This is a genomic window from Paenibacillus pedocola (genome assembly GCF_031599675.1).
Classification (GTDB): domain Bacteria; phylum Bacillota; class Bacilli; order Paenibacillales; family Paenibacillaceae; genus Paenibacillus_AQ; species Paenibacillus_AQ pedocola.
In genome coordinates, this window is record NZ_CP134223.1 from 5,261,161 (window position 1) to 5,286,186 (window position 25,026).

The 25,026-nt window shown below is 52.6% G+C and carries 23 protein-coding genes and 1 riboswitch; of the genes, 4 read left to right on the forward strand and 19 right to left on the reverse strand.

Translation table 11 applies throughout. The features are described from left to right. Positions 1-4: 4 nt before the first annotated feature. The 13 genes from QU597_RS23270 to QU597_RS23330 form a co-directional block, all read right to left on the reverse strand. The gene (locus QU597_RS23270; protein WP_310830025.1) at positions 5-1,903 is read right to left on the reverse strand and encodes an LTA synthase family protein; all 1,899 of its coding nucleotides are present in this window, start codon (positions 1,901-1,903) and stop codon (positions 5-7) included. 162 nt (positions 1,904-2,065) lie between these two features. Beyond that, complete coding sequence (locus tag QU597_RS23275) at positions 2,066-3,265, reverse strand: hypothetical protein (RefSeq protein ID WP_310830026.1); 1,200 nt, start codon at positions 3,263-3,265, stop codon at positions 2,066-2,068. Beyond that, a complete protein-coding gene (locus QU597_RS23280) occupies positions 3,265-3,912 on the reverse strand; it encodes an RNA polymerase sigma factor (RefSeq protein WP_310830027.1) in 648 nt (215 codons plus the stop codon). Before QU597_RS23280 ends, QU597_RS23275 begins: the two co-directional genes overlap by 1 nt. Positions 3,913-4,317: 405 nt before the next feature. Then, a complete protein-coding gene (locus QU597_RS23285; protein ID WP_310830028.1) occupies positions 4,318-4,956 on the reverse strand; it encodes an ABC-2 transporter permease in 639 nt (212 codons plus the stop codon). Further along, on the reverse strand, positions 4,949-5,818 hold the full coding sequence (locus QU597_RS23290; protein ID WP_310830029.1) for an ABC transporter ATP-binding protein: 870 nt from the start codon (positions 5,816-5,818) through the stop codon (positions 4,949-4,951). The genes QU597_RS23285 and QU597_RS23290 overlap by 8 nt, the downstream gene beginning before the upstream one ends. Then, positions 5,815-6,195, reverse strand: coding sequence for a GntR family transcriptional regulator (locus tag QU597_RS23295; protein ID WP_310830030.1), 381 nt, complete (start codon positions 6,193-6,195; stop codon positions 5,815-5,817). Before QU597_RS23295 ends, QU597_RS23290 begins: the two co-directional genes overlap by 4 nt. A 219-nt stretch (positions 6,196-6,414) precedes the next feature. Next, positions 6,415-7,752, reverse strand: coding sequence for a 5'-deoxyadenosine deaminase (locus tag QU597_RS23300; RefSeq protein WP_310830031.1), 1,338 nt, complete (start codon positions 7,750-7,752; stop codon positions 6,415-6,417). A 66-nt stretch (positions 7,753-7,818) separates the two neighbouring features. Next, positions 7,819-7,917: riboswitch (purine riboswitch) on the reverse strand. A 155-nt stretch (positions 7,918-8,072) separates the two neighbouring features. Then, positions 8,073-8,561, reverse strand: coding sequence for a hypothetical protein (locus QU597_RS23305; RefSeq protein ID WP_310830032.1), 489 nt, complete (start codon positions 8,559-8,561; stop codon positions 8,073-8,075). A gap of 519 nt (positions 8,562-9,080) precedes the next feature. Next, positions 9,081-9,605, reverse strand: coding sequence for a GNAT family N-acetyltransferase (locus QU597_RS23310; RefSeq protein ID WP_310830033.1), 525 nt, complete (start codon positions 9,603-9,605; stop codon positions 9,081-9,083). 256 nt (positions 9,606-9,861) lie between these two features. After that, complete coding sequence (locus QU597_RS23315) at positions 9,862-10,266, reverse strand: hypothetical protein (protein ID WP_310830034.1); 405 nt, start codon at positions 10,264-10,266, stop codon at positions 9,862-9,864. Positions 10,267-10,270: 4 nt separating this feature from the next. After that, a complete protein-coding gene (locus tag QU597_RS23320; RefSeq protein ID WP_054942851.1) occupies positions 10,271-10,573 on the reverse strand; it encodes a hypothetical protein in 303 nt (100 codons plus the stop codon). Next, positions 10,570-10,911, reverse strand: coding sequence for an alpha-helical endospore appendage domain-containing protein (locus QU597_RS23325; RefSeq protein ID WP_310830035.1), 342 nt, complete (start codon positions 10,909-10,911; stop codon positions 10,570-10,572). Before QU597_RS23325 ends, QU597_RS23320 begins: the two co-directional genes overlap by 4 nt. Before the next feature lie 25 nt (positions 10,912-10,936). Then, positions 10,937-11,224: a hypothetical protein gene (locus QU597_RS23330; protein WP_054942853.1), complete on the reverse strand. Its 288-nt coding sequence runs from the start codon at positions 11,222-11,224 to the stop codon at positions 10,937-10,939. A 137-nt stretch (positions 11,225-11,361) separates the two neighbouring features. On the opposite strand from QU597_RS23330, the gene QU597_RS23335 reads away from it, so the two are divergent. After that, entirely contained in the window at positions 11,362-11,961 is a 600-nt protein-coding gene (locus QU597_RS23335) for a GNAT family N-acetyltransferase (protein WP_310830036.1), read from the forward strand. Between the two features lie 85 nt (positions 11,962-12,046). Here the strand turns inward: QU597_RS23335 and QU597_RS23340 are convergent, their stop codons facing one another. From QU597_RS23340 to QU597_RS23360, 5 genes are all read right to left on the reverse strand, one after another. Next, positions 12,047-12,709 carry a DNA polymerase III subunit gamma/tau gene (locus QU597_RS23340; RefSeq protein ID WP_310830037.1) on the reverse strand — a complete coding sequence of 221 codons (663 nt, stop codon included), beginning with the start codon at positions 12,707-12,709 and terminating at the stop codon, positions 12,047-12,049. 147 nt (positions 12,710-12,856) lie between these two features. Further along, positions 12,857-13,588 carry a sugar phosphate nucleotidyltransferase gene (locus QU597_RS23345; RefSeq protein WP_310830038.1) on the reverse strand — a complete coding sequence of 244 codons (732 nt, stop codon included), beginning with the start codon at positions 13,586-13,588 and terminating at the stop codon, positions 12,857-12,859. Positions 13,589-13,635: 47 nt separating this feature from the next. Then, the gene (locus QU597_RS23350) at positions 13,636-14,373 is read right to left on the reverse strand and encodes a glycosyltransferase family 2 protein (RefSeq protein ID WP_310830039.1); all 738 of its coding nucleotides are present in this window, start codon (positions 14,371-14,373) and stop codon (positions 13,636-13,638) included. After that, the gene (locus tag QU597_RS23355; protein WP_310830040.1) at positions 14,370-15,272 is read right to left on the reverse strand and encodes a glycosyltransferase family 2 protein; all 903 of its coding nucleotides are present in this window, start codon (positions 15,270-15,272) and stop codon (positions 14,370-14,372) included. Before QU597_RS23355 ends, QU597_RS23350 begins: the two co-directional genes overlap by 4 nt. Beyond that, complete coding sequence (locus QU597_RS23360) at positions 15,269-16,123, reverse strand: glycosyltransferase family 2 protein (RefSeq protein ID WP_310830041.1); 855 nt, start codon at positions 16,121-16,123, stop codon at positions 15,269-15,271. Before QU597_RS23360 ends, QU597_RS23355 begins: the two co-directional genes overlap by 4 nt. A 420-nt stretch (positions 16,124-16,543) precedes the next feature. Between QU597_RS23360 and QU597_RS23365 the strand changes: the two genes are divergently transcribed. From QU597_RS23365 to QU597_RS23375, 3 genes are read left to right on the forward strand one after another with little or no spacing between them, the layout of a single operon-like run. Next, complete coding sequence (locus QU597_RS23365; RefSeq protein ID WP_310830042.1) at positions 16,544-17,332, forward strand: ABC transporter ATP-binding protein; 789 nt, start codon at positions 16,544-16,546, stop codon at positions 17,330-17,332. 16 nt (positions 17,333-17,348) lie between these two features. Continuing rightward, the gene (locus tag QU597_RS23370) at positions 17,349-18,152 is read left to right on the forward strand and encodes an ABC transporter permease (protein ID WP_310830043.1); all 804 of its coding nucleotides are present in this window, start codon (positions 17,349-17,351) and stop codon (positions 18,150-18,152) included. A 52-nt stretch (positions 18,153-18,204) separates the two neighbouring features. Further along, a complete protein-coding gene (locus QU597_RS23375; RefSeq protein WP_310830044.1) occupies positions 18,205-18,945 on the forward strand; it encodes an ABC transporter permease in 741 nt (246 codons plus the stop codon). Between the two features lie 135 nt (positions 18,946-19,080). On the opposite strand, the gene QU597_RS23380 is transcribed toward QU597_RS23375, so the two are convergent. Next, positions 19,081-24,861, reverse strand: coding sequence for a WIAG-tail domain (locus QU597_RS23380; protein ID WP_310830045.1), 5,781 nt, complete (start codon positions 24,859-24,861; stop codon positions 19,081-19,083). Positions 24,862-25,026: the final 165 nt, after the last annotated feature.

The window sequence follows — 25,026 nt, forward strand, 5'->3', positions numbered from 1 at the left end:
CCCCCTAGCGCTGCGGCAGCAGCTTCACGTATTCATCGGACAGGCCCATCAGCTGCAGAATATAGTTGTAGTCGCCCTCATATGGGCTGAAATCTGCCACCGGCTGGAGCGTATCCAGCGAAACGGCTGTACCGTCAGCGAATCCTTTGCCCGGAACGAACATAATCTCATCATTAAAAAAGGAACCCGTAGGCAGATAATAGCGCATGCCGACGACATTGCGGCCGATATTCAGCAGATCATGCCCGAATGCCGTAAACCCTTCGTCCTTGAGCGAGACACCCAGCAGATTAGCCACAGTCGGAAGAATGTCCAGCTGGCCTCCGGTGCGTTCCACCGTCTGCCCCTGGGTCATACCCGGCACATGCACGATCAGCGGGATATTGAAGCGGCTGATCCGGGAATCATACGGCGTACCGAGTGCTTCCTCCACCTGCTCCGGCGGCACATCCTGCGGCTGCAGCCCGAAATGGTCGCCGTACAGCACAAGCACCGTGTTATCCCATAGTCCCTGCTGCTTCAGCCCGTCAATCAGAGTGCCGACAGCATAGTCCGTATAGTTAATCGCCGTCAGATAATCTCCAAGCATCGTATCCTGCAGATTGTCCGGCAATGTAATTCTTTTGTAGTCATCCGGAATCTTGAACGGGTGATGGCTGGAGGCCGTCACCAGCTGGGCATAGAACGGCGTTCCTTTCTGCTTCAGTTCTGCGAGCTTCTCTACAGCGGTGATATACAGCTGCTCGTCCGAGGCGCCGAAGGCGTTGAAATGATCATTTTTGAAGGAACCTTTATCATAATAGCCGTTAAAGCCCAGGGCCGGATACAGCTCATTGCGGTTCCAGAAGCCAACCTTATTCACATGAAACGTGTAGGCTTCATAGCCTTTATCCCGCAAAAGCCGCGGCAGGCTCGGCAGCTCCCGGTCTCCAAAGCCGGTGGACATCGCCAGCGTACCGATCGGATAGATCGAAGTATTGCTCATAAATTCGGCATCGGAAGTATTACCCGGACCAATCTGCTGGTAAACATGGGGAAAATAAAAACCCTCTCCGGCCAGACTGTTCAGCACCGGTGTCAGCTCCTGCCCGTCAAGCGACTGGTGCAGCGGGAAGTTCTGGAAGGCCTCCATTTGAATCACGATTACATTCTTGCCCTTTTGCGAGCCGAAATACTCCGGCATTGTACCGGCAGGCTTATCACTGTACGGATAGCCAGCCTCCAGCTGCTCCACCTTGGCAATCGTTTCCTTAATATCGCCCGTGCCGATTAAGCCGTTATCCTCCTGTGCCTTAATGGCCGCAACCACCTCATAATTCAGGAACCCGGCGCTCTCTGCCTGTACCAGCTCATTCGTAATGCTGCGCGCAGCATGCACGGAGTAGGCTGACAGCGAGGCGCCGCCTAGAATCGCCACCAGAATTACAATCAGCTGGGTTCTTGTCGCCCGGCCTGCGGTATAGCTGCGGACCGGGTTGACCGGCCCCCGTTGCCATCTGCGGATCAGTGCATACAGCATCATCACCACAAGATCAGCGAAGAACAGGTAATCAATGGCTTGAATCGTTGATTCCACACTCTCTTTGACCTGAAAGACCTGATTCAACTCATAGAAAGCCAGATAAGTCGGAACCGAACCGAAATGATTGAAATACACACTGGCTGCAAACAGCAGCAGCGATAAGATACCATTGAAGATCCAATAAGCGCCCGTCTTCATGCGCCGCGGAAGAATAACGGTCAGAATCCCCATAATCAGCAGTACCGGTGCCAGATCGGCGGCAATCCACTCCCAGGCAATCCGGTCAAAAAACAGTCCTCTCAACAGCAGCAGCTTCAGCCAGATGAATCCGGCTACAATATAGAAATGCACCGGCACTAGCTTGGCTTTGTTCTCGTTCATCTTATCCCCTCTTACTTCTATTCCGTATTTTTCTGTAAAATAACTTCCATTTTTCTGTAAAATATCAGATTTCTCTAGTATAGCAATACTTGTTTTGTTAATCAAAAAGAGACGCCGCCCGGTATGGCGTACGTCTCTTGTATTGCTGCTAATTTTTCTTCATTAATAGGGCAGCGTATTACTCTCACGCTTCACGCTAAAGCTGTACATGGTTCCGTCAAGATTATAAGAGGCTTCGATGGCCGGCGCCTCCCCGCGACTCTCAAAGGTAATGACCCCCGGCCTTGGTCCGTTCTTGTCCAGCATATAATCCTCCAGCCGGATACCATACAGCTTATCGGCAATGGCAGCGGCTGCGCTCTGCAGCTTGGCATTATCCATCTCCAGCAGTTGCTGATCAAATTCAGCTTGTCTCTTAGGATCAGCCGATGGAATCACATTCAGCGAATAATCGGACACGTCCAGGACGGCATGTGTAGCATAATCCAAAGTAACAGATCTGGGTGAACCTGCAGCCGTGCCATAAATCAGAGTGATTTCATCGCCTGCGCCTTCTATGGTGGAACGGAGGATTTTAGTCAAAGCCTCTTCCCCTCCGCTTCTGAGCAGCCTGATCGCCTGTACTCCGGCTTGCTTTAATTCCTCACTAACCTCGTTCTGGTCCATATCGAAGCCTGCCCGGACATATGCTCCGTTTGTAAAGTTAATGTCCGCATCTTCTGCATGCACAACATTCTGAATCTCAACAGTCTTATTGGCCGTACGCCCATATACGGCGTAACGAGTTAAGCCTGTAGCCTGAAAGTCCCGCGTATAGCCAAGCTCCCGCAGCTTCTCTTCAGCTTCACTGAGCAGCTTACTGTCGATCTCTCCAGGTTCATACACAGCACTCATGTCGAACATCGTCGCTTCCCCCGTCTCTTCGTTCATCCAGATTAGAACGTAGGCTTCAGATTGTATGCTCTCCCGATAAATAAGCTGTACCCGGCCCGTATTTCCTTGCCGGACCAGTTTTTCAAAAGGAAGCTTCTTGCCAAGCTGCTCCAGTATCAGCTGCTCCGCATTCTTTTTTAGCGCTTCATCAGTAAGCACAGGATTATTCTCTACCGGCCGGGTTATGCCTGCTGAGGTTCCCTCTTTCGCGGGCATGCTGTTCTGGTACAACGCCCCTGCTCCTGCCAGCACCAGGACAACGGCAGCCGCTGCCAGCAAGCCCCGGAATCTGAATCCGGTTCTGTCTTGGCCCGGCCTGCCCTGCTGTACACGCCGGATCACCCTTTCAGCAGAGGAATCCGTAAATTTCGGCTCCTGGAACGGCCCTTTGCGTGCCTGTTCATACCACTGCGGCTCATGCTCCTCCATCACTTCATCCCCCTTAGTTTGTCCAGGACTTTATGCCGCGCACGGTGCAGCCTTGACTTGACGGTTCCCGGAGGCAACCCGGTCAGACCGGCGATTTCATTAACCGATAGTTCTGCCTTCAGGTCCAGTACCAGCACCTCGCGCAGCTTCTCCGGCAGCTTCATGATGATGTCCCAGATGTCCCTCGTCTGCTGGTTACCTAGATACTCCATCTCCGCAGAACGCGACGTGCCGAGCTGCTCCACCAGGGTGCCATGCTGTCCAGCCTCTGTCCCTTGCCGCTCCGCGTACACAGGCGAAAGGCTCTGAACCCCGCCGCCCCACAAGCCTGTGCGGAAAAACCGCGATTTCCGGTAAGAGAAAACCGTGTTGCGCGCGATCGTAAACAGCCAGGCCTTCAAGCCGGAAGTTCCCCTGTACGTGCCAATCCGGTAAAAGCATTTCACGAATACTTCCTGCGTGAGATCATCCGCCTGCTCCGCATTTTTAGTCAAGTAGTAGATATAGTTCCAGATATCATTTCCGTACAGGCCCATTACCTGCCGCAGCTGATCTTCATTCATGGTTTCGGCATCCTTCAGCTCATCCGGCGTTATCCGTTCATCCCGGTTCTCCCGTTCAACCCGCTTATCCAGCTCCAGCTCCAATTGCACCACCTCACTTTATACGACCCCGTTATCAGGCAAAAGGTTCCCTTTATTTTCTATTTTTTAGTTTGGTAAAAGTAAAATGATTGCACTCTATGCCACGATTGATTGCAGGAAATGCAACCCTTTTAACAGCCTGCGCATTTTGGCTTTAAGTGTAATTCCTGCAGTTATAACGAAGAAAAGACCGGTATTAACAGCTGCAATTGTATGCTCTACAGTTAGAATTAGGTCAGACTCCACTTTTACTTCCTTACTGCCGATTTAATTGTACAGAGTACAGCTACATCAGTTTTAGCGCAAAACAAGCCTCTCCAGTTGTATTAAATACATCTTAGAGCCAATATAACAGAAAAAAATGACCCCCGTATCTCCGGAGATCATTTCTAGAGTTTATTATCATTCCTAGATATCCTTAGCAGCAAACACACGCAGCGAAATCAGATAGGAGCAGAACAGAACCAGAACATAGCCGAGACCCGCAATAACCGGAAGCAGAATGCTGTCCGTCTTGCCTGTGCTGATCCAGCCCGACAGTCCAGGCATCCATTCCACCAGCTTAGAGACCGCGCTAACACTAAGCATAATCAGCATGATGAAGACAAAATTGACCACCTGCGTCCCCTTCCGGCCCAGCCAATAATAGAGAGGGAGGTAGAATGATGCAAGCAGCGGAAAGGCGGAAAGGCACAGCGCAAGCTCTCTCCAGGCTAGAGGGCCGGTTGTCCGGCCAGACAGGAACGCGACCAGGTATAGCAGCAGCGTACATACCAAGCTGACCAGTCCGTAAGGCAGAATTGCCAAATATTTGGCCAGCACCAGCTGCTGTCTAGGAACCGGAAGGCTGATCAGAAATTTCTGATTATTCTGCTGTACATCAAGTGTGCAGGAATTGATAAGCAGAATCATGGCAGGGAACAGGGCGAACAGTGTATAGCCGTCAAAATTCGTATAGCCCATAACCAGATAATACGGGATAAGCAGCAGCATAAATTTTTGCACGAGGATGAGGTCTTTACGGATCAGATACAGCGAATTATACACGTATATCACTTCCTTTTACGGAAAAGTACATAATTTCCTCCAAGCTGGGCGTCTCGCAAATGGCTGTTTCCTTGAAGTAACGTTCCCCCTCTGTCCGGTTCCCGGTCAGCCCCTCGAAGCCGTGCGCACTCTCCCGGATACCGAGAAATAAGCGGCGGACGTCACGGTCTAGCAGTTCCTTACCGCCTTTGACCAGCAGGTATTTCTCGGCCAGCGCCTCCTTCATCTCATGGAACACGATCCGCCCGTCATTAATGAACACAATATAATCGGCAATCCTATCCAGGTCCGTTGTGTTATGGGTTGAGAAAATAATCGACTTCCGCTCGTCCTGAATATGCTCCGTAAGCAAATCCAGCAGCTCTCTGCGGAACACCGGATCAAGTCCTGAAGTAGGTTCGTCCATAATGAGCAAATCTGCCCCATGCGACAAAGCTATTGCCAGTGAAAACTTAACTTTCATCCCTTTGGACAGATCTTTGATCTTCTTGCCCGGGAGCAGCTTGAACAGCTCCTGGTATTTTTCGTATGTATCCTCATCCCAGCGGCTGTAGAACGGGGCGATCACCTTTTTCATCTGCTTAACCGTAAGCTGCTCGTAGTATATATTCTCGTCGGACACGTAGCCGATCCGGTCTTTATTCGCCGGCAGATGCTCCTTGTGATCCAGCCCGAACAACTGAATCTCCCCCTGGTCGGGATGAACCATGCCCATGATCATCTTGATCAGCGTTGTTTTGCCTGCCCCGTTCGGTCCGATCAGTCCGGTAATATACCCTTCCTTCACCCCAAGTGAGATATCCTGCAGCTGAAAATGTCCATAGCTCTTGTGCAGATGCTCCAGTCTGATGCAATCACTCATTCCTGTTCCTCCTCGTATAGCAGCTTCAGCATATCTGTAAGCTCAGCATAATTGAGACCCAGCAGCCTGCTCTCGTCAATAATCTCCTTCAGCTTCTGCTCCAGCATCCGCAGACGCTGCTCTTTGATAAATTCCTGATCCGCCCCGGACACAAAGGAACCCTTGCCGACGATGGAGTTGATCAAACCTTCCCGCTCCAGTTCCTCGTAAGCCCGCTTCGTCGTGATCACACTAATCTGCAGCTCCTTGGCCAGCTGGCGGATGGATGGCAGAGGCGTTCCCGATACAAGCTCCCCCTGCAGAATCAGCTGACGGATCTGAGCCACAATCTGGGCATATATCGGCTCCCCGGATGTACTTGAAATCAATATGTTCATGCTGCGGCACCATCATCCTAACGTTAATTGTATTTAGTGTATATATTTAATATATACATTATATAAAGGCGTGTGTCAAATACTTCCTTAGCCCTGTCCGGCGGCTGAACATGTTTTTTTCACGAAATTAGAGGCTGTTCTACTATACGCTTCATGCAAAATATCCATAAAAAAGAGGGCCTGCCGGCCCCCTGCAACACGTAACCCATACTGTTGGTATCAGCTAATCTTCGAATGCACCAGCAGCCGTTTGATCGAACGGTTGGCCTCCTGCAGCACGGTGTCTTTATCCACGGTCTTTAGCAGCCCTTTATCCATCAGGATTTTACCATCGACAATTGTCGTCTCCACATCCGCGCGGGTGGCAGAATAGACGATGCGGGAGATCGGGTCGATATCATATGAAGGGAAGGTGTGGAAGTTATAGAGATTCAGGATGGCCAGGTCGGCTTTTTTGCCTACCTCGATGCTGCCGATCTTGTCTTCCATACCTACTGCCTTAGCGCCGCCGATGGTTGCCATCCGGAATACGCTGCGTGCATCCATGGTCGTCGGGCCATGATGCGGTTTCTGGATGATCGCCGCCAGCCGCATTTCGTTGAACATATCCAGGTTATTGTTGCACGGTGCGCCGTCAGCTCCGAGACTGAGGTGAACGTGGTCATGAAGCATACCCGGCGTATCCGCAATACCTGAAGCCAGCTTCAGATTGGAGCCCGGGCAGTGGCTGACATGAACCCCGCGGTCCCGCAAAATCCGCTTCTCCTCCGCATCCAGCCACACGCAGTGTGCCAGAATCAGGCGTTCATTCGCCAGCCCTAAGTGATCCAGATACACAACGTTGCGCATGCCGGTCATTGCCTGGACGATTTCGATTTCCCCCTGGTTTTCGGAAGCATGGGTGTGAACTTTGACGTTATAACGCGCCGACAGGTCGCGGACCTCCTTCAGCAGCGGCTCGGTGCAGGAAATGACAAAACGCGGCGAGAACGCGTACTGAATCCGCCCGTTGTCATAGCCGTTCCATTTCTCCAGCAGATCCACACTCTCCTGAAGAGATGCCGCCGTGTCCTCCTGCAGCGCTTCGGGAACATCGCCACCCTTCTGGTCCATCATCACCTTGCCGGAGAGGGCGCGGATGCCGCTTTTGGCAATCGCCTGAAACGCAAAATCCGTATGGTTGACCGTCTCCATATCAACAATCGTCGTCGTGCCGCTGGAGATCAGCTCCCCAATCCCCAGCATGGCAGAATAGTATAGCGATTCCTCATCATGCGCCGCCTCCAGCGGCCAGATCCGCTTGCGCAGCCAGTCCATCAGCTCTAAGTCATCGCCTTTGCCGCGGAACAGCGTCTGGCAGAGATGGATATGCGTCTGTACAAAGCCGGGAATGACCGTACGGTTTGTCGCATCGATTACCCGTTCATCCCCCTGCGCCGTAAGGCCGCTGCCGATTTCAACAATCATGCTGTCTTTAATCCGGATATCTCCGTGAAAAATCTCTTCCTGTTTGTTCATCGTGATAATCTCCGCGTTTTTGATCAGTATGTTCGCCATAATCCGATTCCCCCTCGTTCAATTCACAGTTTGCTTAATGTAGCTAACACAAAAAGGCTACAAAAATATGCCGCAGCATATTTTCGTAGCCAGAAATTTACGGTTCCCGGTAGAGACCCTTAAACCAATTATTAAGGATATACGAAAAAAAGGATTATTCAATTGGTTGCTGAATAACCCCATAATAAACGAAAGACAAATTCTATGTCAATAAAATTAACATTGAACATCTACAAAGATGAAATTAATACTTATAATTAAACAAAACTCGATTTATGTGTCATATTATTTTACATATGATTTATTTTATTCATCTCCATCTAATCTACATCGAATAAATCCGTTTGAGGATCTGCTACTAATCCTTGCGGCGACTCCAATTGAATATTTATCTTCCCGGCTGCTTTTTTTCCGACCCATTTCAGTGCACTTTCTCCTTCGGGAATTTCGAGCGTAATATTCTCTTCCTTCTCTCCATTCCAAACCGTGGTCAATTGACGATCTTCCGTTGTTTGGATCAATTTGAATTTCCCCCGGTTAATAGAGCCTTCTATTTTAATAGTTATAGCTTCATTGTTTGGGCTGTTTATTTTCCAAGCCGTATAAACACCTGAGAATCCGTCAAAATCAAAGCTCGCCTCATTAACACTAATTTCTCCTACTGTATTCTCAAATGTATAACTGTCCCCTGATTCCAGCAGCTGATCATCATTATTAAAAACTTTCGCTTGTGCATTCGCAAAACTCCCGCATCCTCCAATCCACAAAACTGTGCATATAATAAAAACTAACTTTACAGTACGCTTCAACGATTAGCCCCCTCGTCTAACTTTTAAAGTTAACTTACACCAAAAAATATTCCATGACTGTTAATTATGTAATATTATCCCATTAAATAAAAAGAAGGCAAGCCCTACCAAGTGGTCATGTTCGCTTGCGCAAACAAACTTCGCTATCATGCGAATACTATCTTATAGGAACCAGCCTTATTTTTATGTCCAAAACCTTCACCAATATATTTTGAGTCTGAAACTTATAACGTTCATGCCGGGGGAGTAGAAAAGGTTTGAATGATTATATTTACTGCAATAGATTGGCTCCGTATACCGGGGCAAATCTCCTTCTATTGTATTTTGTGCATTAGATTCCCGGGATTCGGGTCCAAATCACCTTTTTCACCGAGTTCTGTTGTATAGAGTGCAGCAGATTCAGTTTTACACCTGATTTTGAGGGAATCTACTGCAGGAAGTGCAACAGAATGCCACTTACCCTATATGAACGGAATTCGGAGTGAAGCACAATCTATGTAGCGATTCACAGTACATATCCTATGCCCCTTCTACAATCAGCACCTTCTCAAACACAGGAAAACTCACTGCCCGGTGAGGAAAAAACACTTCGCCCCTGCGTTCGTAGCCGAGACTCGGATATAAAGCCAGCGCCCGGGTATTCTTCGAGTAGGTATCCAGCCGGATGCTGCTGTAGCCTTCCCTGCGTGCATGCTCTTCGGAAAAAGCGATCAGCTTGCGTGCAATGCCCTTGCCCTGCACCTCGGGATGAACCGCCAGCCGGTGCATGATCAGATGCCGCCCCTGCTCCTGGGACCACTGAATGCTCTGATAGAGCTCACTCGGATGCTCGTCCAGCACAATAATGCCGGCAATGGCTTCATTATCTATGTAGGCGTATAATGTCCCCCGTTCAATATCCTGTCCGATGACTTCCCGGTTAGGATAGCTGTCATCCCATTGGTCACTTCCGCCTGCCTGCATGGCTTGTACGCATTTGGCAATCAGCTCCATAATCTCCCCGGTTTCCTCTGCCAGTGCCTTGCGGATCTCGTTATTGCTCATGGTATCCCTGCTTTCCTGCCTAAAGTTTTGAACCCGTCAAAGATTCTTTAGAGAAGTCTATCATATCCGGAAGCAAATTCAATAGAGGGCCTGCTATCTTAGCACCGCAAGCCCCTGGTTTGTTTAGCAGGCACAAAGGAAGGCGGGAGGAATCAGCGGGGATAAGCGGCCTATAAAGGGAGCCAGGACACATCACCTGAAACGCCCCCCTATAGACCTGCTTCATAAGCCCCTCACCAGTTGGCCCTCCTGCTAATCAGCCCAGCTCCAGCTTATGCCCGTCCTCGAAGCCCTTGGCGAAACCGGCGTCGAATCCCACGTTGTATGCTTCGGTGTAGCCCTGCTGAAAGGCGTCTCCCGGCGGCGTTTCCGGAGGGACGCCTAGGTCCGGGGGGAGCGGAACTACCTGCGGTACCGGTGGAGCCTCGATGACCGGCACGACCTGTACCGGCGGCTGCACCACCACCTGCACTCTCCGGGCAAGCCGGCGGCGGAGTCTTCTTTTCTTGCGCAGCAAAAGCCCTCTCTTCGTAGTCTTGCCATAACGGAGCTTACGGGTTTTACGGCCGGCACCTCTGCGGATTTTGGCCTTCCTTGTCACCAGCAGGACGCGTCTGCGGGCTGCCCTGCCTGAACGCTTGATCGCTTTCTTTCTCTTCATCCTTCTACTCCTCCTGTACTCCATGTACTTTGGAGGTTCCGTTTGCGCATGCCGTGCTTAGCCATGGCGCAGCAGGAATTCCCCGTTTGGGCTGATGCAGCGAAATACCGGACATCATCCGGCACATGGCGCTTTGATATTGGCTTAGGATTCTGATATTGTCACTCAGCTTGCGGGCCGTCAGCTCCGATTGCCCCGTAATTTCGGCGATACTCTCCAGAATCGCAGCGAGTGCGGCCTGGCTGCGGGCGATGGAGCGGATCATCTCCAGCTTGACGGCGTGTTCGGAGAGAAGCCCGCCGCTCATTTGCTGTCGTCCCCGAAATCGAAGCCGTCACCGGACATGCCGCCGAAGCCTTCGCCGCCTTCCTCTTCACCGCTGCCGAGTACCGCTTTTAAGTTGCTGTACAGCCCATTTTCCAGCTTGGTCAGCCCCTCTACCATTTCCACTATCACCTCATGGATGGAGAGGGATTCCTTCAACTGCTCTTGATGGCTGTCGAACGATCTAGCATGGATATGATGCTGTGTCCACTGCTTTACCTTTTCCGCTTCCACCGCTTTGGCCTCGAGAATCATCGCGATGTTCCACTGGATGGTAGCGGTCGACTCCAGCATTTGCAGAAAAGCCTTTTCTCTGCTCATTTTCCGCCTCCTGCCTGCTTAAGCGCTACTCTTCTTCCTGACCGCTTAATTCTTTGATTACCCGGCCTACCCCTTCAGCCATCGCTTCTTCCAGATCGGCAATAGCATTCAAATAAGCAATGATATTCTTGTTGACCTGACCGTGGCTTTCGACCAGTCCGCTGAATCCGCCGAAATCAGGCTCCGCATCCGGCAGATCATGGACTATTTGTGACATACGGACGGCTACGTGGCGTTCGGCGTCAAGAATCCGCGCCATTTGTTCGTGCGTATGGGCCATGTGCTGCAGCACCTTGGTTATTTTATTCTGCACCTTCATGTCTCCTTTGCTCAAACGCCCTGCTACAGCATATGCGGCAGAAGCCCTGACGGTTCCGGGAACCGCAATGCTTGCGAACCAGATCATACAGCGCAGATATTGACAGGTCATAGCGGTCAGGAATATGCTGGATGCTGAAATTGAACTTTTTTCCAGTCGGATATCCGGCGGTAAGAGTTACCTGGATTGGGGGAATTGTGAGAGATATGAAACTTTCCGGCAAACGTTTGGATTTGCAGCCTTTAACTGCCGCAGAGCTGTCCGCAAGTGTCGGTCATTATACTGCGGCCGCACTGGAACAGTCGCTCGGGCTAAAGCTTGCAGCTTCTATACTTGATGAAGAAATGCTATATGCGATGAAGGTCCGCTATTCCAAAGTGCTGCAGAATGAAGACAATTATTTGTGGTTTACTTGCTGGGCGGTGATCCATCGCGGGGAGCAGCAGGTGATTGGATTCCTCATCCTGAAAGGACAACCTAATGAGCGGGGCGAGGTTATCATCGGCTACATTATAGACGAGAGTCACTGGGGCCAGGGATATGCGACAGAAGCGGTGGGGTGTGTGAACGAATGGATCTTCAGCCACCCCGAAGCCTGCTGGGTCATCGCCGATACGGAGCCGGATAATTTCGCATCCCATAATGTGCTTAGACATCTGGGCGCCGAGCAATACCGTGAAACGGAGGAGCTTCTCTGGTGGCGGATTGCCCGGCCACAACCGCAAAGATGACTTCCGGCAAATCCGGAAGCCATCTGGTATTCAATATCCATCTCCTATTCTTAATTCATACCAAAATCATCAATTCCCCCGGCCGCTAAGCATTCGCTCCAACTGCCCGGTTCAGCAGCTGTGCTCCGGCCTTCGCATGATTAACCATCGCACCCAGCCGCTGTTTTGTTTCCGGCGGCAGCTCTGCGTAATCGGTGGTGAAAGTACGGCATTTCAACAGCATACGGCGCAGCCCCTCCGAAGTGGAGACGCTTAGTGCCGTAATCTCCTGAATTTCCTTACGGGTAGCCTCTATCGCCCGGAGATGGGTGCGGATTGCAGCAGCCTCCGTACTGGCCTGCTCGGCGATCTTCCTGTTCTTGCGGCTATTCAGTAAGCCGGCGGTCAGAATTGCACCTCCGCTGCTGGCCCGGCCTACCGGCCCGGCTAATCCCGGCAGCGCCATGCCTGCTGCCGTTCCACCGGAGGCGATATTGGCTTTAGCGATCTCTTTTTCCAGTGGATAGAGCAAGCCCGAGAACTTCTTAGACTCAATCTTGATAACCTTTAGATCCGTATCCAGAGCCGCAGGCTTGTTCCGCAAATTGTGAATAAACTCCCAGGACTCATCAACGATGGACTTAAGCACCCTGCGCTTGTCCAGCAGCCGCTCCGCATCTTCCGCGAGCCGCTTATTTTCCGACTCATATCTGGACTGTTCCTCCCTCAGATTCCCGACAGCTTCTTCACGCAGATCCTTGTTAAACATATGTATGCCTCCCCAGCAGCAATAATTATGTAGTTCCAAAGACGCAAGACTAAATCTCTACATACGCAGTATACCTAAATTTGGGGTAAGGGTCACTAGTAGGGATATTAGCGTCGTAAAAGGGTTACAGCAAAAAGAACACGCCGCCTAAGGCAGCGTGTTCTTCAGCTTTTCTCCGGCCTCCTGCAGCGACTGGAAGGTACCGGCATCGCTCCACCATTCCTTAAGCACATCATAGGTAAGCTTGCGCTCTCCGGCATAAATGTTGTTCACATCGGTAATTTCCAGTTCCCCTCTTCGCGAGGGGGCAATGCGGCGGATAATATCAAACACGGCTTCATCATACATGTAAATTCCGGTTACACAGAACTTGGTCTTCGGCTGCTCCGGCTTTTCTTCGATGTAGGCGATCAAGGAAGCATCCTCACTGTCGAACACGGGAACCCCGTATCTCCGTGCATCTTCCACCGGCTTCAGCAATACTTTTGCCGTCCCCTGTGGCTGCTCCTGATATTTCTCCATGTAGGCGCTAAGATCATCCATAAACAGATTGTCACCCAGCAGTACGACAAACCGTTCGCCCGGGAGAATGAATCCTTCCGCCAGTTCCAGCGCTTCCGCAATCCCTCCTGCTTCTTCCTGGATTTTATAGGTCAGAGATACGCCGAATTCTGCACCGCTGCCCAAAAAATCCGTATACTGCCCCGCAGACTGCTTGCTGATTACCAGGAGAATATCGGTGATCCCGCCCCGGCGCAACCGGTCTATACCGTAACACACCATAGGATATTTGCCGACCGGAAGCAAATGTTTGTTCATAAGCCGGGTCAGCGGATATAGCCTGGTTCCTTTTCCGCCCGCCAGTATGACTCCTTTCACTTACTTTCCTCCCTTTTATCTGTGTCTTTAGCCTTCGAGTCAGCATTTCAGATGAAATGTGCCGGATCCAAATGCCATTTACTCATAAAAAGCTTACGGTTACGCTCCACCAGCTCCTGAAGCTCAGTGGGATAAACTTCCTTAAAGCTGGCGCTTCCTTCATGATGCACCAGACAATCGCCGGCAATCAGCAGCTTGAAACCCTTCAGCCGGGCGCGATAGCAGTAGTCATCGTCTTCGTAATGGCCCGGTGAATACCGCTCATCGAGCAGGCCTACCGTATCAAGCAACGTTCGTTTGAACAAGAAGCACAGTCCTACAAGCCGCACCGTTTCCATCCATTTCAGAGGATTCCGGATATTCGCCGCCAACGCCTCACTATGAAAACCGGGCATATCTGTATAAGCAGTCCTTACCTTCTGCCGTCCGCTGGCATAATTCGTCACAGGACCAACGATGCCGACATCCGCAGCACTATACAGGGCGGCTTTCAGATTGGAGAGCCAGTTATGCGAGACGATCACGTCGTTGTTCAGCAGCAGGAGCTCATCGCCTGAGGCCAGCTGCAGCCCCATATTGCAGGCAAGCGGAAAGCCGCGGTTCTCCGGAAGAGAAATAAACATCAGCTGCTGATTACGGCAGTAGGCATCCGTACCGTCGGTCGAAGCATTATCGACAACAATAATTTCATAGGGAGTATCCGTGTACTGCCTGATCGATTCGACACAGGCCTGCAGCAGATGCCGCCCGTTATAAGTCGGAATAATAATGCTGGTGAGCGTCATATGCCATTCCTCCAGGCCGCCAGCTGGCGCCGCTGCTCCTGCAGACTCTCACCGGAATGCATCCGGCGCTGTGCAAGAACCTCAAGCAGCGCTTCCGCATGATCACCGGCAATCAGCTGCTCCACCCTATTCCCGGCGCCTGTATTGCTTTGCCGCAGCCGGTTCTGCTTGAACACATTGACTGTCCCCGCCTTCTCCACCCGCAGCTGCCTCATTAGTGAGATCGCCTGTGCTTTGGGCGGAACCATCAGTTCACGGTAGCCGATCACTTCCAGCGCACGCCGCGACAAAGCATGGGGCACCGCGGTCATAGAGCTGACCCCGAGATCGCTCCGGCCAAGAACGGCATTCAGGTACAGCTTGCAGCGGGTAACATCATCACTGAATCCAAAGGGCGGCAGCAGATGATCCAGATCATTCAGCGCCACATCCACTCCGCCGTCTACAGCAGCAGCAAACCCGGCCAGCTGCGGAGCAGATATAACCATATCTCCATCCAGGAACAGCAGGATATCCCCGCGGCTAAGCTTGGCACCAAGCGCCCGCCCCACATCATGCCCCGCCGTTTCCGGACAATGCACGATCATCGCCTGCGGACACAATCTGGTGCGCTCAAAGCTGTTGTCGGTGCACCCGTTAAGCACAACGATGATTTCCAGCGGATGCAGGCGCATTACCTGCTTCAGCAGCGGCGGCAGGGTACGCGCTTCATTCCTTGCCGAGATGATCACTGACAGCGATCCGCGCAGCCGCCGAAGCAGCGGCTGCGGCTGACGGCCTGCAGGCTTGCGGCCGGTTGACAGCGCTGTGCCGGCTGCGTTCCGGCGGATGGAAGTGCTGGCGGGACTCCGCCGTTTTTGCTTCGGGCGGAGTCCCGCCTTAGCGCTGGTGGCCTTCATCTCACCATCTCCCTTCGCCGTCCGGCATCGCCATACCCAGCCCGTTTGCCCCTGCGTTCAAGCAGCAGAGCGACCGCCTCCAGGTGATCCCTGAGGATGATCTCCTGCAAGGGATCTTTGCCTTCCGCTTTACGGCGGACAGCGTTCATCCGGCCGACAGGCACCTTGTGCACCGCCTTCACCTTCAGCCCATCCAATATTGCACGGGCATAGGCCAGCGGCGGCCTGGACAGAGAAGCGCTCCCCAGAGCCGTAAGCGCCGCCCGGCTGAGCGCATGGGGAACCGCTGTCAGGGAATATCCCTGCAGATCCGGCCGTCCAAGCATAATATTGAGCGCATACTTGGAGAGCACCACGGGATGCGGCAGCCTGCTGCGGACCGGACCGGAGTAATTATTCAAAGCTACATCCTCCCCGCCGCTGACCGCTTCCACAAACGGGCGCAGTTCCGCAGCGGGAATAACAAGATCCCCGTCAGTAAACAGCAGGATTTCACCCCTGGCTGCTTCCGCTCCAACAGTCCGGCCCACGTCGTGCCCGAGCGGCTGGGTGAAGGAGATGACCTTCGCGCCCATGCTGCACGCAATTTCTGCCGTATTATCGGCAGAGCCGTTGACAATCACTATAACCTCACAGCGCGGATGAACACCTCTGGCTTCAGCAATGACTGCGGCGATCGTCCGTGCTTCATTCATCGCCGGAATAATCACCGACACATAAGGCTCCGGATGATTCGCGGCAGGCAGTAATGCCGCGGGCCGCGGCCGCGGCCGGGAGTTTCTTCGCGCTGCTTGAGAAGCCCGCCGCCCCGAGCGGCGGGCAGATGTTCGTCTATGCTGTTTCAAGCTCATCCACCTTCCTTCGGAGGGCATACTCCCGGGCTGAGGGTTACACCACAGTCTATGTAATCCGCTGTCCCTCGTAACGGCACATGTCTCCCTTCGCACAGAAAATTGGACAAATGCCATCCCTCCCGGCTGCAGATGAACCCCTAATTTTCCGGAGCTTTCTAGACAAACAAAAAAAACCACGGATCAATGAATGATCGGTGGTTTGTATGTACATTTTTTTCAAGACCTTATTCAACATCATACCAAAATAATTATTATAAGTCTATATTTTTCCAGTGGGTTCATTTACGCTAGAGATATAAGCCAATGCTTGGAGCCGCCGGCCTCCACATAATAATTAGGATGGGAAGCCGGAAAGAATACCAAGTCAACTTCTTATAACAAGGTCAAAACTACATAATACAAAGGGGTGAAATCATCGTGAATGAAATCATTTCAGTGAATGACGTTTCGAAGGTATACAAAATCACAAAAAAGGAGCCCGGATTGTTAGCCGGTATTAAAAATTTATTCTTTCGGCAATTTGAGAACAAGGTTGCTGTCGATCACATTAACTTCTCAATCCAAGAGGGGGAGTTTATTGGTTTCATCGGCCCTAATGGTGCAGGAAAAACGACAACCATCAAAATGCTGTCAGGAATCATCCATCCTACAGAAGGTGCGATTAACGTAATGGGATATATCCCGCATCGGTTAGAGCATGGCTTTAAAAAGAACTTTTCGATCACAATGGGGCAAAAAAATCAACTGTGGTGGGACCTTCCGGCCATAGATTCATTTCAGTTGATTAAAGAGATTTACGAAATCACGGAGCCGGATTATACGCGTACGCTTCAGGAATTAACGGAGCTATTAGAGGTACAATCTATCCTTAATACGCCTTTAAGAAATCTGTCTTTAGGTGAACGAATGAAATTCGAACTCATTGGCGCTCTCCTGCATGGCCCAAAAGTATTATTTTTAGATGAGCCTACGATTGGGCTGGACGTTTCATCCAGACGCAGGATCAGGGAGTTTTTAAAGTATATCAATACTGAAAAGAAGGTTACGGTCATTTTGACCAGTCATTATCTGGAGGATATAGAAGAGCTGTGTAATCGCATTATTGCTATCTCACACGGGAACATCATTTACGATGGATCTTTAAGTGATATGACGGCCGGAGAGCAGCCTATCAATGATATTTTCGAAAGCTTATTCAATAAATAACGGATGGGTGTACACGATGAAAAAATATGTCCAGGTACTGAAACTTAATCTGCAGTCCTCCCTTGCCTATAAAGGAAATTTTATATTCACCTCATTAATGGATGTATTCAGGGTCATAGCAGAAATTGCTTTCTGGAAAGTGTTATTCGACAATGCTCAAGGCCGTGAGATTAACGGGTACAATTTCAATTCAATCATCACCTACTACATTTTCATGTTTATTATCGCTTCCTTCACCAATGTTGGGAGTATCGGTTATAAGGTAGCCCATGAGATCAAAGACGGAGCTCTAAATAATTTACTGGTCAGGCCCATCAATTATTTCGGGTATTGCTTTACTGAGACCGTATCCCAGAAGCTGCTTAACCTGCTCATTGCCCTATTGATGTTCATACCGGTGATCGTTTTTCGTTTTGGGGATTTACAGGCGGAAATTCCTGCGGCGCAATTCTGGTTACTCCCGGTGGTGGTACTATGCTCTCTGATCTTGAGCTTTTTGATCAATATCCTGATCAGTTTGTTTGTGTTTTGGATGACAGAGGTGGCCTCCTTATTCCTTCTAAAAGATATTCTTCTTGATCTGGCCTCAGGCAGAGTGTTTCCGTTAGATCTGTTCCCGGGACCCTTGCTTAACGCATTTTCAGTGCTTCCCTTTATGTATTGCACGTATTTTCCGGCCGTTATGATTACGAAAGGATTGTCAGCGGCGGAATTATACCGGGGTCTTGGGATACAGCTGTTGTGGATTCTTGTGCTATACGGCTTGATAAGAATCATTTGGAGATTGGGCCTAAAAAAATATACGGGAACAGGCGCGTGAGGCGGATATGAGATACGTGAGATTATACCGGATATTTATCGGGCAGAGTCTGATGAAAATGGCGGCATACAAAATTAATTTTGGATTAGTGTTCGTTACGAATGCGGCATTTTTTTCTGTACAGCTAATCTTTATGCATCTTGTTTTCTCGAATGTAGATACACTGGCCGGCTGGACAAAATACGAAATGTTTTTCTATATCGGCACTTTTAATATTATCGATTCGCTGTGGACGTTTGGCCCATTTTTCAACCTTTTAGCGATTCCGGGCATGATTAGGAGCGGGGCACTGGATTATTATTTAACCAAGCCGGTAAACTCCCAGTTTCTGATCAGTCTCAGAAATGCAGATCCAGGTTCATTGATAAGCGTACTGACAGGTATGATACTGATTACATTTTCGCTTATCCAGGGGGGGATGGAGTTAACCTATGGAAGAGCTGTACTCTACATTGTTTCCATCTTTCACGCTTTAATGATTCAATACTCCGTCTATTTTATCCTTACATGCTCATCGTTTTGGCTGGTAAAAGCAGACTTTGTAGACTCCATACACGGAATTCTGTGTTACTTTTCCACCCGGCCGGTAGATATTTATAAAGGCTTTATCCGGTTTATACTCAGCTATGTATTGCCGTATGGATTAGCCTTAACCGTTGCCTCAAAAACAGTGGTGAAAACAATTCACTTTACGGAGTACACCTTGTTCCTTATACTCAGCTGGTCCATTTTCGCAGTTTCGGTCGGCGTTTGGAAGTTTTCTTTAAAGCACTATAGTTCTGCGAGCTCTTAAGAACAGCGTTATTGCCCAAAGTCCACAAAATAACCCCACAAAGTGGGGCCTCAGCTTCGATGACATATAAATTCTTATCAAAAAAGCGCAGCCACCGGCTGCGCTTTTCCCCCTTCTATTCCGTTCTTCCTCTATTTAATCGAAGGCCTGATGATCTGCCGCCGGTCTAGCCAGCGGGGCGCCAAGAGCAATCCACGACAACACGCCGTAGAAATGCGGAGTTTCGCGCAAACGGTCTACAACTACAACTGCTTCCCCGCTGGCTCTGCTCTTCAGTGAAACATGGAAGAACGGCTGATTCGTCATCGCCACGAGCACATAACCGGTATGGCCAAAGGCTTCATCGAAGGGCACAGTAACTTCCACGCTTTCTGCATTGCCGTTGAACATGAATGCTGTCATTCCAAACTGCTGCAGCACCTCCCGGTTTCCGGCACTCTGTACCGGACTGAAGGATAGATGCTCCGCACTAACTGCGCCGCGGGCCAGATGGTCTCCGTTAACTGCGCCGGATGCGATATGATAGCTCTGCACACTCTCTTCTTCCAGGTGCCGGGATTGAATTGCAAAGGAAGCCAGTTTAGAAGCGTCCACCGCTTCGTCCTGAAGCGCGGAGGTGCCAACGGCATCCTCAGCCAAATGCTCCTCCCCAATACTGCCGGAAGCCAGTTTGGCACCGGTAATACTGCCGTCAGGGAGCAGCTCTGCACTGCGGACTTCTTCTGCCAGATGCGTCAGTTTAATGATTTCCGGAAGCAAATGCCGCTCTTCCAGAATCCCGTCGGCCAGATGCTCACTGCAGACACTTTCCTGCTGCAGATGGTGTGAATGCACTGCTCCGGCCGCAAGCTTCTCAGAACCGATGCTGCCGTCGGACAGCATCTCAGATTTCACTGCCCCTTCAGCGAGATGATCTGCCGTTATGCTGCCACTCTGGATGTGCCTGCTTCCCACCGCATCGGCTGCCAGGTGGCCTCCATATACACTGCCCGGAGCCAGCTGGAAAGAACCGACAGCGCCCTCTGCCAGTTTCGCAGAGCCGATACTGCCATCAGGCAGCAGCTCCGAGGTCAGCGTTTCCTCGGACAAATGCTTCAAGGTAATGCTGCCGCTCCGGATATGGCGGCTATCCACCGCCTCTGATGCTAAGTGGCCTCCATATATACTGCCGGGGGCCAGCTGGAAGGAGCCGATAGAGCCTTCTGCCAGCTTCTTCGAGGTTATGCTGCCATCAGGCAGCAGCTCAGAAGTCAGCACCTCCTTGGACAGATGCTTCAAGGTAATGCTGCTGTTCCGGATATGGCGGCTATCCACGGCTTCCGGAGCCAAGTGACCTCCATATACGCTCCCGGCTGCCAGCTTCCGTGAGCCGACAGAGCCGTCTGCCAGCTTATCTGCACCGATGCTGCCGTCCGGCAGAATGTCCGAGCTGCGGACTTCTTCCGCCAGATGGGCCAGCGTAATCTCGCCTTCACCGATATGCCGGCTCTCCACTGCGGCTTCCGCCAGATGGCTGCCGTCAATACTTCCAGCCGACAAATGGCGGGAGGCTATAGCAGCATCAGCCAGTTTGGCGCCGCCGACACTGCCGTCAGGCAGCAGCTCGGAGGTCAGTGCCTCCTCGGAAAGATGCCTCAAGGTAATACTGCTGTTCCGGATATGGCGGCTATCCACGGCCTCCGGAGCCAAGTGGTCTCCGTATACGCTCCCGGCTGCCAGCTGGGAGGAGCCGACAGAGCCGTCTGCCAGCTTATCTGCACCGATGCTGCCGTCCGGCAGAATGTCCGAGCTGCGGACTTCTTCCGCCAGATGGGCCAGCGTAATCTCGCCTTCACCGATATGCCGGCTCTCCACTGCAGCTTCCGCCAGATGGCTGCCGTCAATACTTCCAGCCGACAAATGGCGGGAGGCTATAGCAGCATCAGCCAGTTTGGCGCCGCCGACACTGCCGTCAGGCAGCAGCTCAGAAGTCAGTGCCTCCTCGGACAGATGCCTCAAGGTAATACTGCCGCCCCGGATATGGCGGCTATCCACGGCCTCCGGAGCCAAGTGGCCTCCATATACGCTCCCGGCTGCCAGCTGGGAGGAGCCGACAGAGCCGTCTGCCAGCTTATCTGCACCGATGCTGCCGTCCGGCAAAATGTCCGAGCTGCGGACTTCTTCCGCCAGATGGGCCAGCGTAATCTCGCCTTCACCGATATGCCGGCTCTCCACTGCGGCTTCCGCCAGATGGCTGCCGTCAATACTTCCAGCCGACAAATGGCGGGAGGCTATAGCAGCATCAGCCAGTTTGGCGCCGCCGACACTGCCGTCAGGCAGCAGCTCAGAAGTCAGTGCCTCCTCGGACAGATGCCTCAAAGTAATACTGCCGCCCCGGATATGGCGGCTGTCCACGGCCTCCGGAGCCAAGTGGCCTCCATATACGCTCCCGGCTGCCAGCTTCCGTGAGCCGACAGAGCCGTCTGACAGCTTATCTGCACCGATGCTGCCGTCCGGCAGAATCTCTGCGCTGCGGACTTCTTCCGCCAGATGGGCCAGCGTAATCTCGCCTTCACCGATGTGCCGGCTCTCCACTGCAGCTTCCGCCAGATGGCTGCCGTCAATACTTCCAGCCGACAAATGGCGGGAGGCTATAGCAGCATCAGCCAGTTTGGCGCCGCCGACACTGCCGTCAGGCAGCAGCTCAGAAGTCAGTGCCTCCTCGGACAGATGCCTCAAGGTAATGCTGCCGCTCCGGATATGGCGGCCATCCACCGCTTCCGGTGTAATATGGCCTGCATAAACACTGCCGGGAGCCAGCTGGGAAGAACCGACAGAGCCGTCTGACAGCTTATCTGCACGGATGCTGCCGTCCGGCAGAATGTCCGTGCTGCGGACTTCTTCGGCCAGATGGGCTAGCGTAATCTCGCCTTCGCCGATATGCCGGCTCTCCACTGCGGCTTCCGCCAGATGTCTGCCGTCAATGCTGCCGGGAGACAGGTGGCGGGAGGTTATGGCTTCATCTGCCAGCTTGGCGCCGCCGACACTGCCGTCCGGCAGCAGCTCGGAAGTCAGTGTCTCCTCGGAAAGATGCTTCAGCGTAATGCTGCCGCTCCGGATATGGCGGCTATCCACCGCTTCCGGTGTAATGTGGCCTCCATATACACTGCCGGGAGCCAGCTGGGAGGAGCCAACGGAGCCGTCTGCCAGCTTAGCTGCATCAATGCTGCCGTCCGGCAGAATGTCCGCACTGAGAACATCTTCGGCCAGATGGGCCAGCGTAATCTCGCCTTCGCCGATGTGCCGGCTCTCCACTGCAGCTTCCGCCAGATGGCTGCCGTCAATGCTGCCGGAGGACAGGTGGCGGGAGCCTATAGAAGCGTCTGCCAGCTTGGCGCCGCCGACACTGCCGTCAGGCAGCAGCTCGGAGGTCAGAGTCTCCTTGGACAGATGCTTCAAGGTAATGCTGCCGCTCCGGATATGGCGGCTATCCACCGCTTCCGGTGTAATGTGGCCTCCATATACACTGCCGGGAGCCAGCTGGGAAGAGCCAACGGAGCTGTCTGCCAGCTTAACTGCACCGATGCTGCCGTCCGGCAGAATGTCCGCGCTGAGAACTTCTTCGGCCAGATGGGCCAGCGTAATCTCGCCTTCGCCGATATGCCGGCCCTCCACTGCGGCTTCCGCCAGATGACTGCCGTCAATGTTGCCAGGGGACAGGTGGCGGGAGGTTACAGCTTCATCTGCCAGCTTGGAGCTGACAATACTGCCGTCCTGCACTTGTATAGAAGAGACTGAACTAGGGAGGATATGCCCGTTACCGATTGACATCGGGCGGATATGTGCCCCGCCGACGCTTCCCGGCGCCAGATGTCTTCCCTGCACTGCTGTATCGCTGATAGAGGCAGGAACGACTGCTCCCGGCGCTAAGTGCTCGGCGGTCACCGCAGCAGGCGCCAGCTTGGGAGAACTCACACTGCCATCAGCCAGCTTGATGGACGTAACGGACAAATCGCTGAGCTTATCGGTCGAGATGCTTTCCGGCGATATTTTCAATGAAGTCACAGCATGATCTGCCAGGTGATGCGGCTGCACCGCCCCTGCAGCCAGGTGAACTTCCTTCACTGCCCCTGAAGCCAGCTTGTCGCCGGTCACCGCTCCGGCCTGCAGAGCTGTGCTGCTGACACTGTTCTCGGCGAGATGTTTGCGCTCAACGGCACCCGGAGCCAGATGTTCGGTATCTACTACCGCACCTTGCAGCACCCGGCCGCTGACGCTGGCATCCGCCAGATGTTTTTCCTCGACCGCACAGAAAGCGATATGCTCCCCGCTCACGGCTTCCCGGACAATGGTATGGCTGCTTACGGAACCGGGAGCCAGCTTCGCACCGGTAACCGCCCCGTCTGTTAATTTGGCAGTAGTTACACTATGCGGGAGGAGATGGTCTGCCGTGACGGACTCATGCGCCAGCTGTTTGCCGGTTACCGCACCGGAAGCCAGGTGGGTATTCAGCACCGCACCCGCCTGCAGCTGTTCTGAACCTACGGATTCAGTGCTTAAGTGGGACTGATCCACCGCTTCACGCTGGATGTGAGCGGAGGTAATCGCCTGCATGGCAATCTGCGGACTGCGGACTGCCGACTTCGCCAGATGGCGGGTCGTCACCGCTTCATCGGCCAGCTTATGCGTCAGGATGCTTTGGTCGGCGATTTTGGAGGAGGTCACCGCCTGCTCGACAATCTGCGCCGTCCCCACAGCCCCTTCCGCCAGCTTCACAAACGAAATACTCCGGTCAGCCAGATGATTCGCCTTGATTTCCCCGTCGCCGATATGGGTCCCGTTTACGCTCTCGGGACTCAGGTGCTGGCTGCGTACAGCCTTCTCTCCGAGCTGCCGTGAGCCGACCGAACCATCGGCCAGATGCCCGCTCTCGATCACGGCGGAGCCCAGCTGCTCTTTGCCAATCAGCTTGCTGGCCAGTTGCTCCCGCCCGATCGCACCGGGGGCCAGATGCTTCGCGGTCACAGCCCCTTCCTTCAGATGGCGGCTGCTGATGCTGCCCTCAGCCAGCTTGGCGCCGGTAATTTCGCCATCGGCAATTTTGTCACCGGATACCGCTTCATCCGCCAGCTTGGAGCGGTCTATAATGCCATTTGCCAGGTGGCGGCTGACAATGCTGCTGCTTAGAATTTTCTCGCCGCTAACGGCACCGTCCTCCAGCAGCTCGGAGGTGATCAGCAGCTCGCTCAAATGGCGGCCGGAGATCGAGCGGTCCGCGATCTGCTCTCCTCCGATCGTGCGGTCAGCCAGCTTTTCCGGCCCGATACTTCCGTTTTTCAGCTTCTCGCCGCCGATCGAATAATCCAGCAGCTTGCCTCCGCTGACACTTCCTTCGGCCAAATGCTCGCCCGACACCGACTCGGGGGCCAGTTTGGACGAGGTAATCGCCTTATCCGCGATGTTAATACTCTGTACTGCATAATCCTGCAGCCATGGCGTGCCGATAATGCCGAATTTCAGCTTAGACCCGTCAATCGTCCGGGGAGCGATTTTCGGGCCGGTCACTGCGGCTTCCGATATATCATCAGTGTACACCTTCTGCAGTCGTTCCTTCTCCGTCACAAGCGGCGCCGCCGGCACCTTTAATGGAGGAACCGCCTCAATCTCAAGCGCTTCTTCCACTGCCGGCTTCAGCAGCTGATTCGTTTCAAGGGCGGCCGGCTGTGCCGGAAGCTCCGCCGTGCCTACGCCGCTTACCTGCAGGGTCTGGTCTGGTGTACTGACCTCCGCCACCGTATCCGCGCCTTCAGCTGACGGTTCCCCCTCCTGTACCTTTGGACCGCTTCGCAGCATGCTCAGTTCTGTTAAATTGGGATTATCTACATAATAGAGTCGTTTTTTGGAGCTGGTATGCCGGTTCTTTCTGGAGCTCTTCACAAGCAGTCTCCTCCTTCCATCGATTGTTTCTCCTAGGCATCATATGCAGTAAGGTAGGCGGATGACACCCTTTTACAGCATGCCTGCCATTCTTTACACCCGTAAGATCCTGCTTCAAAAAAGGGCATCTGCCGCCGCGCATTCGTCCATCCCCCGAGGCCCCGT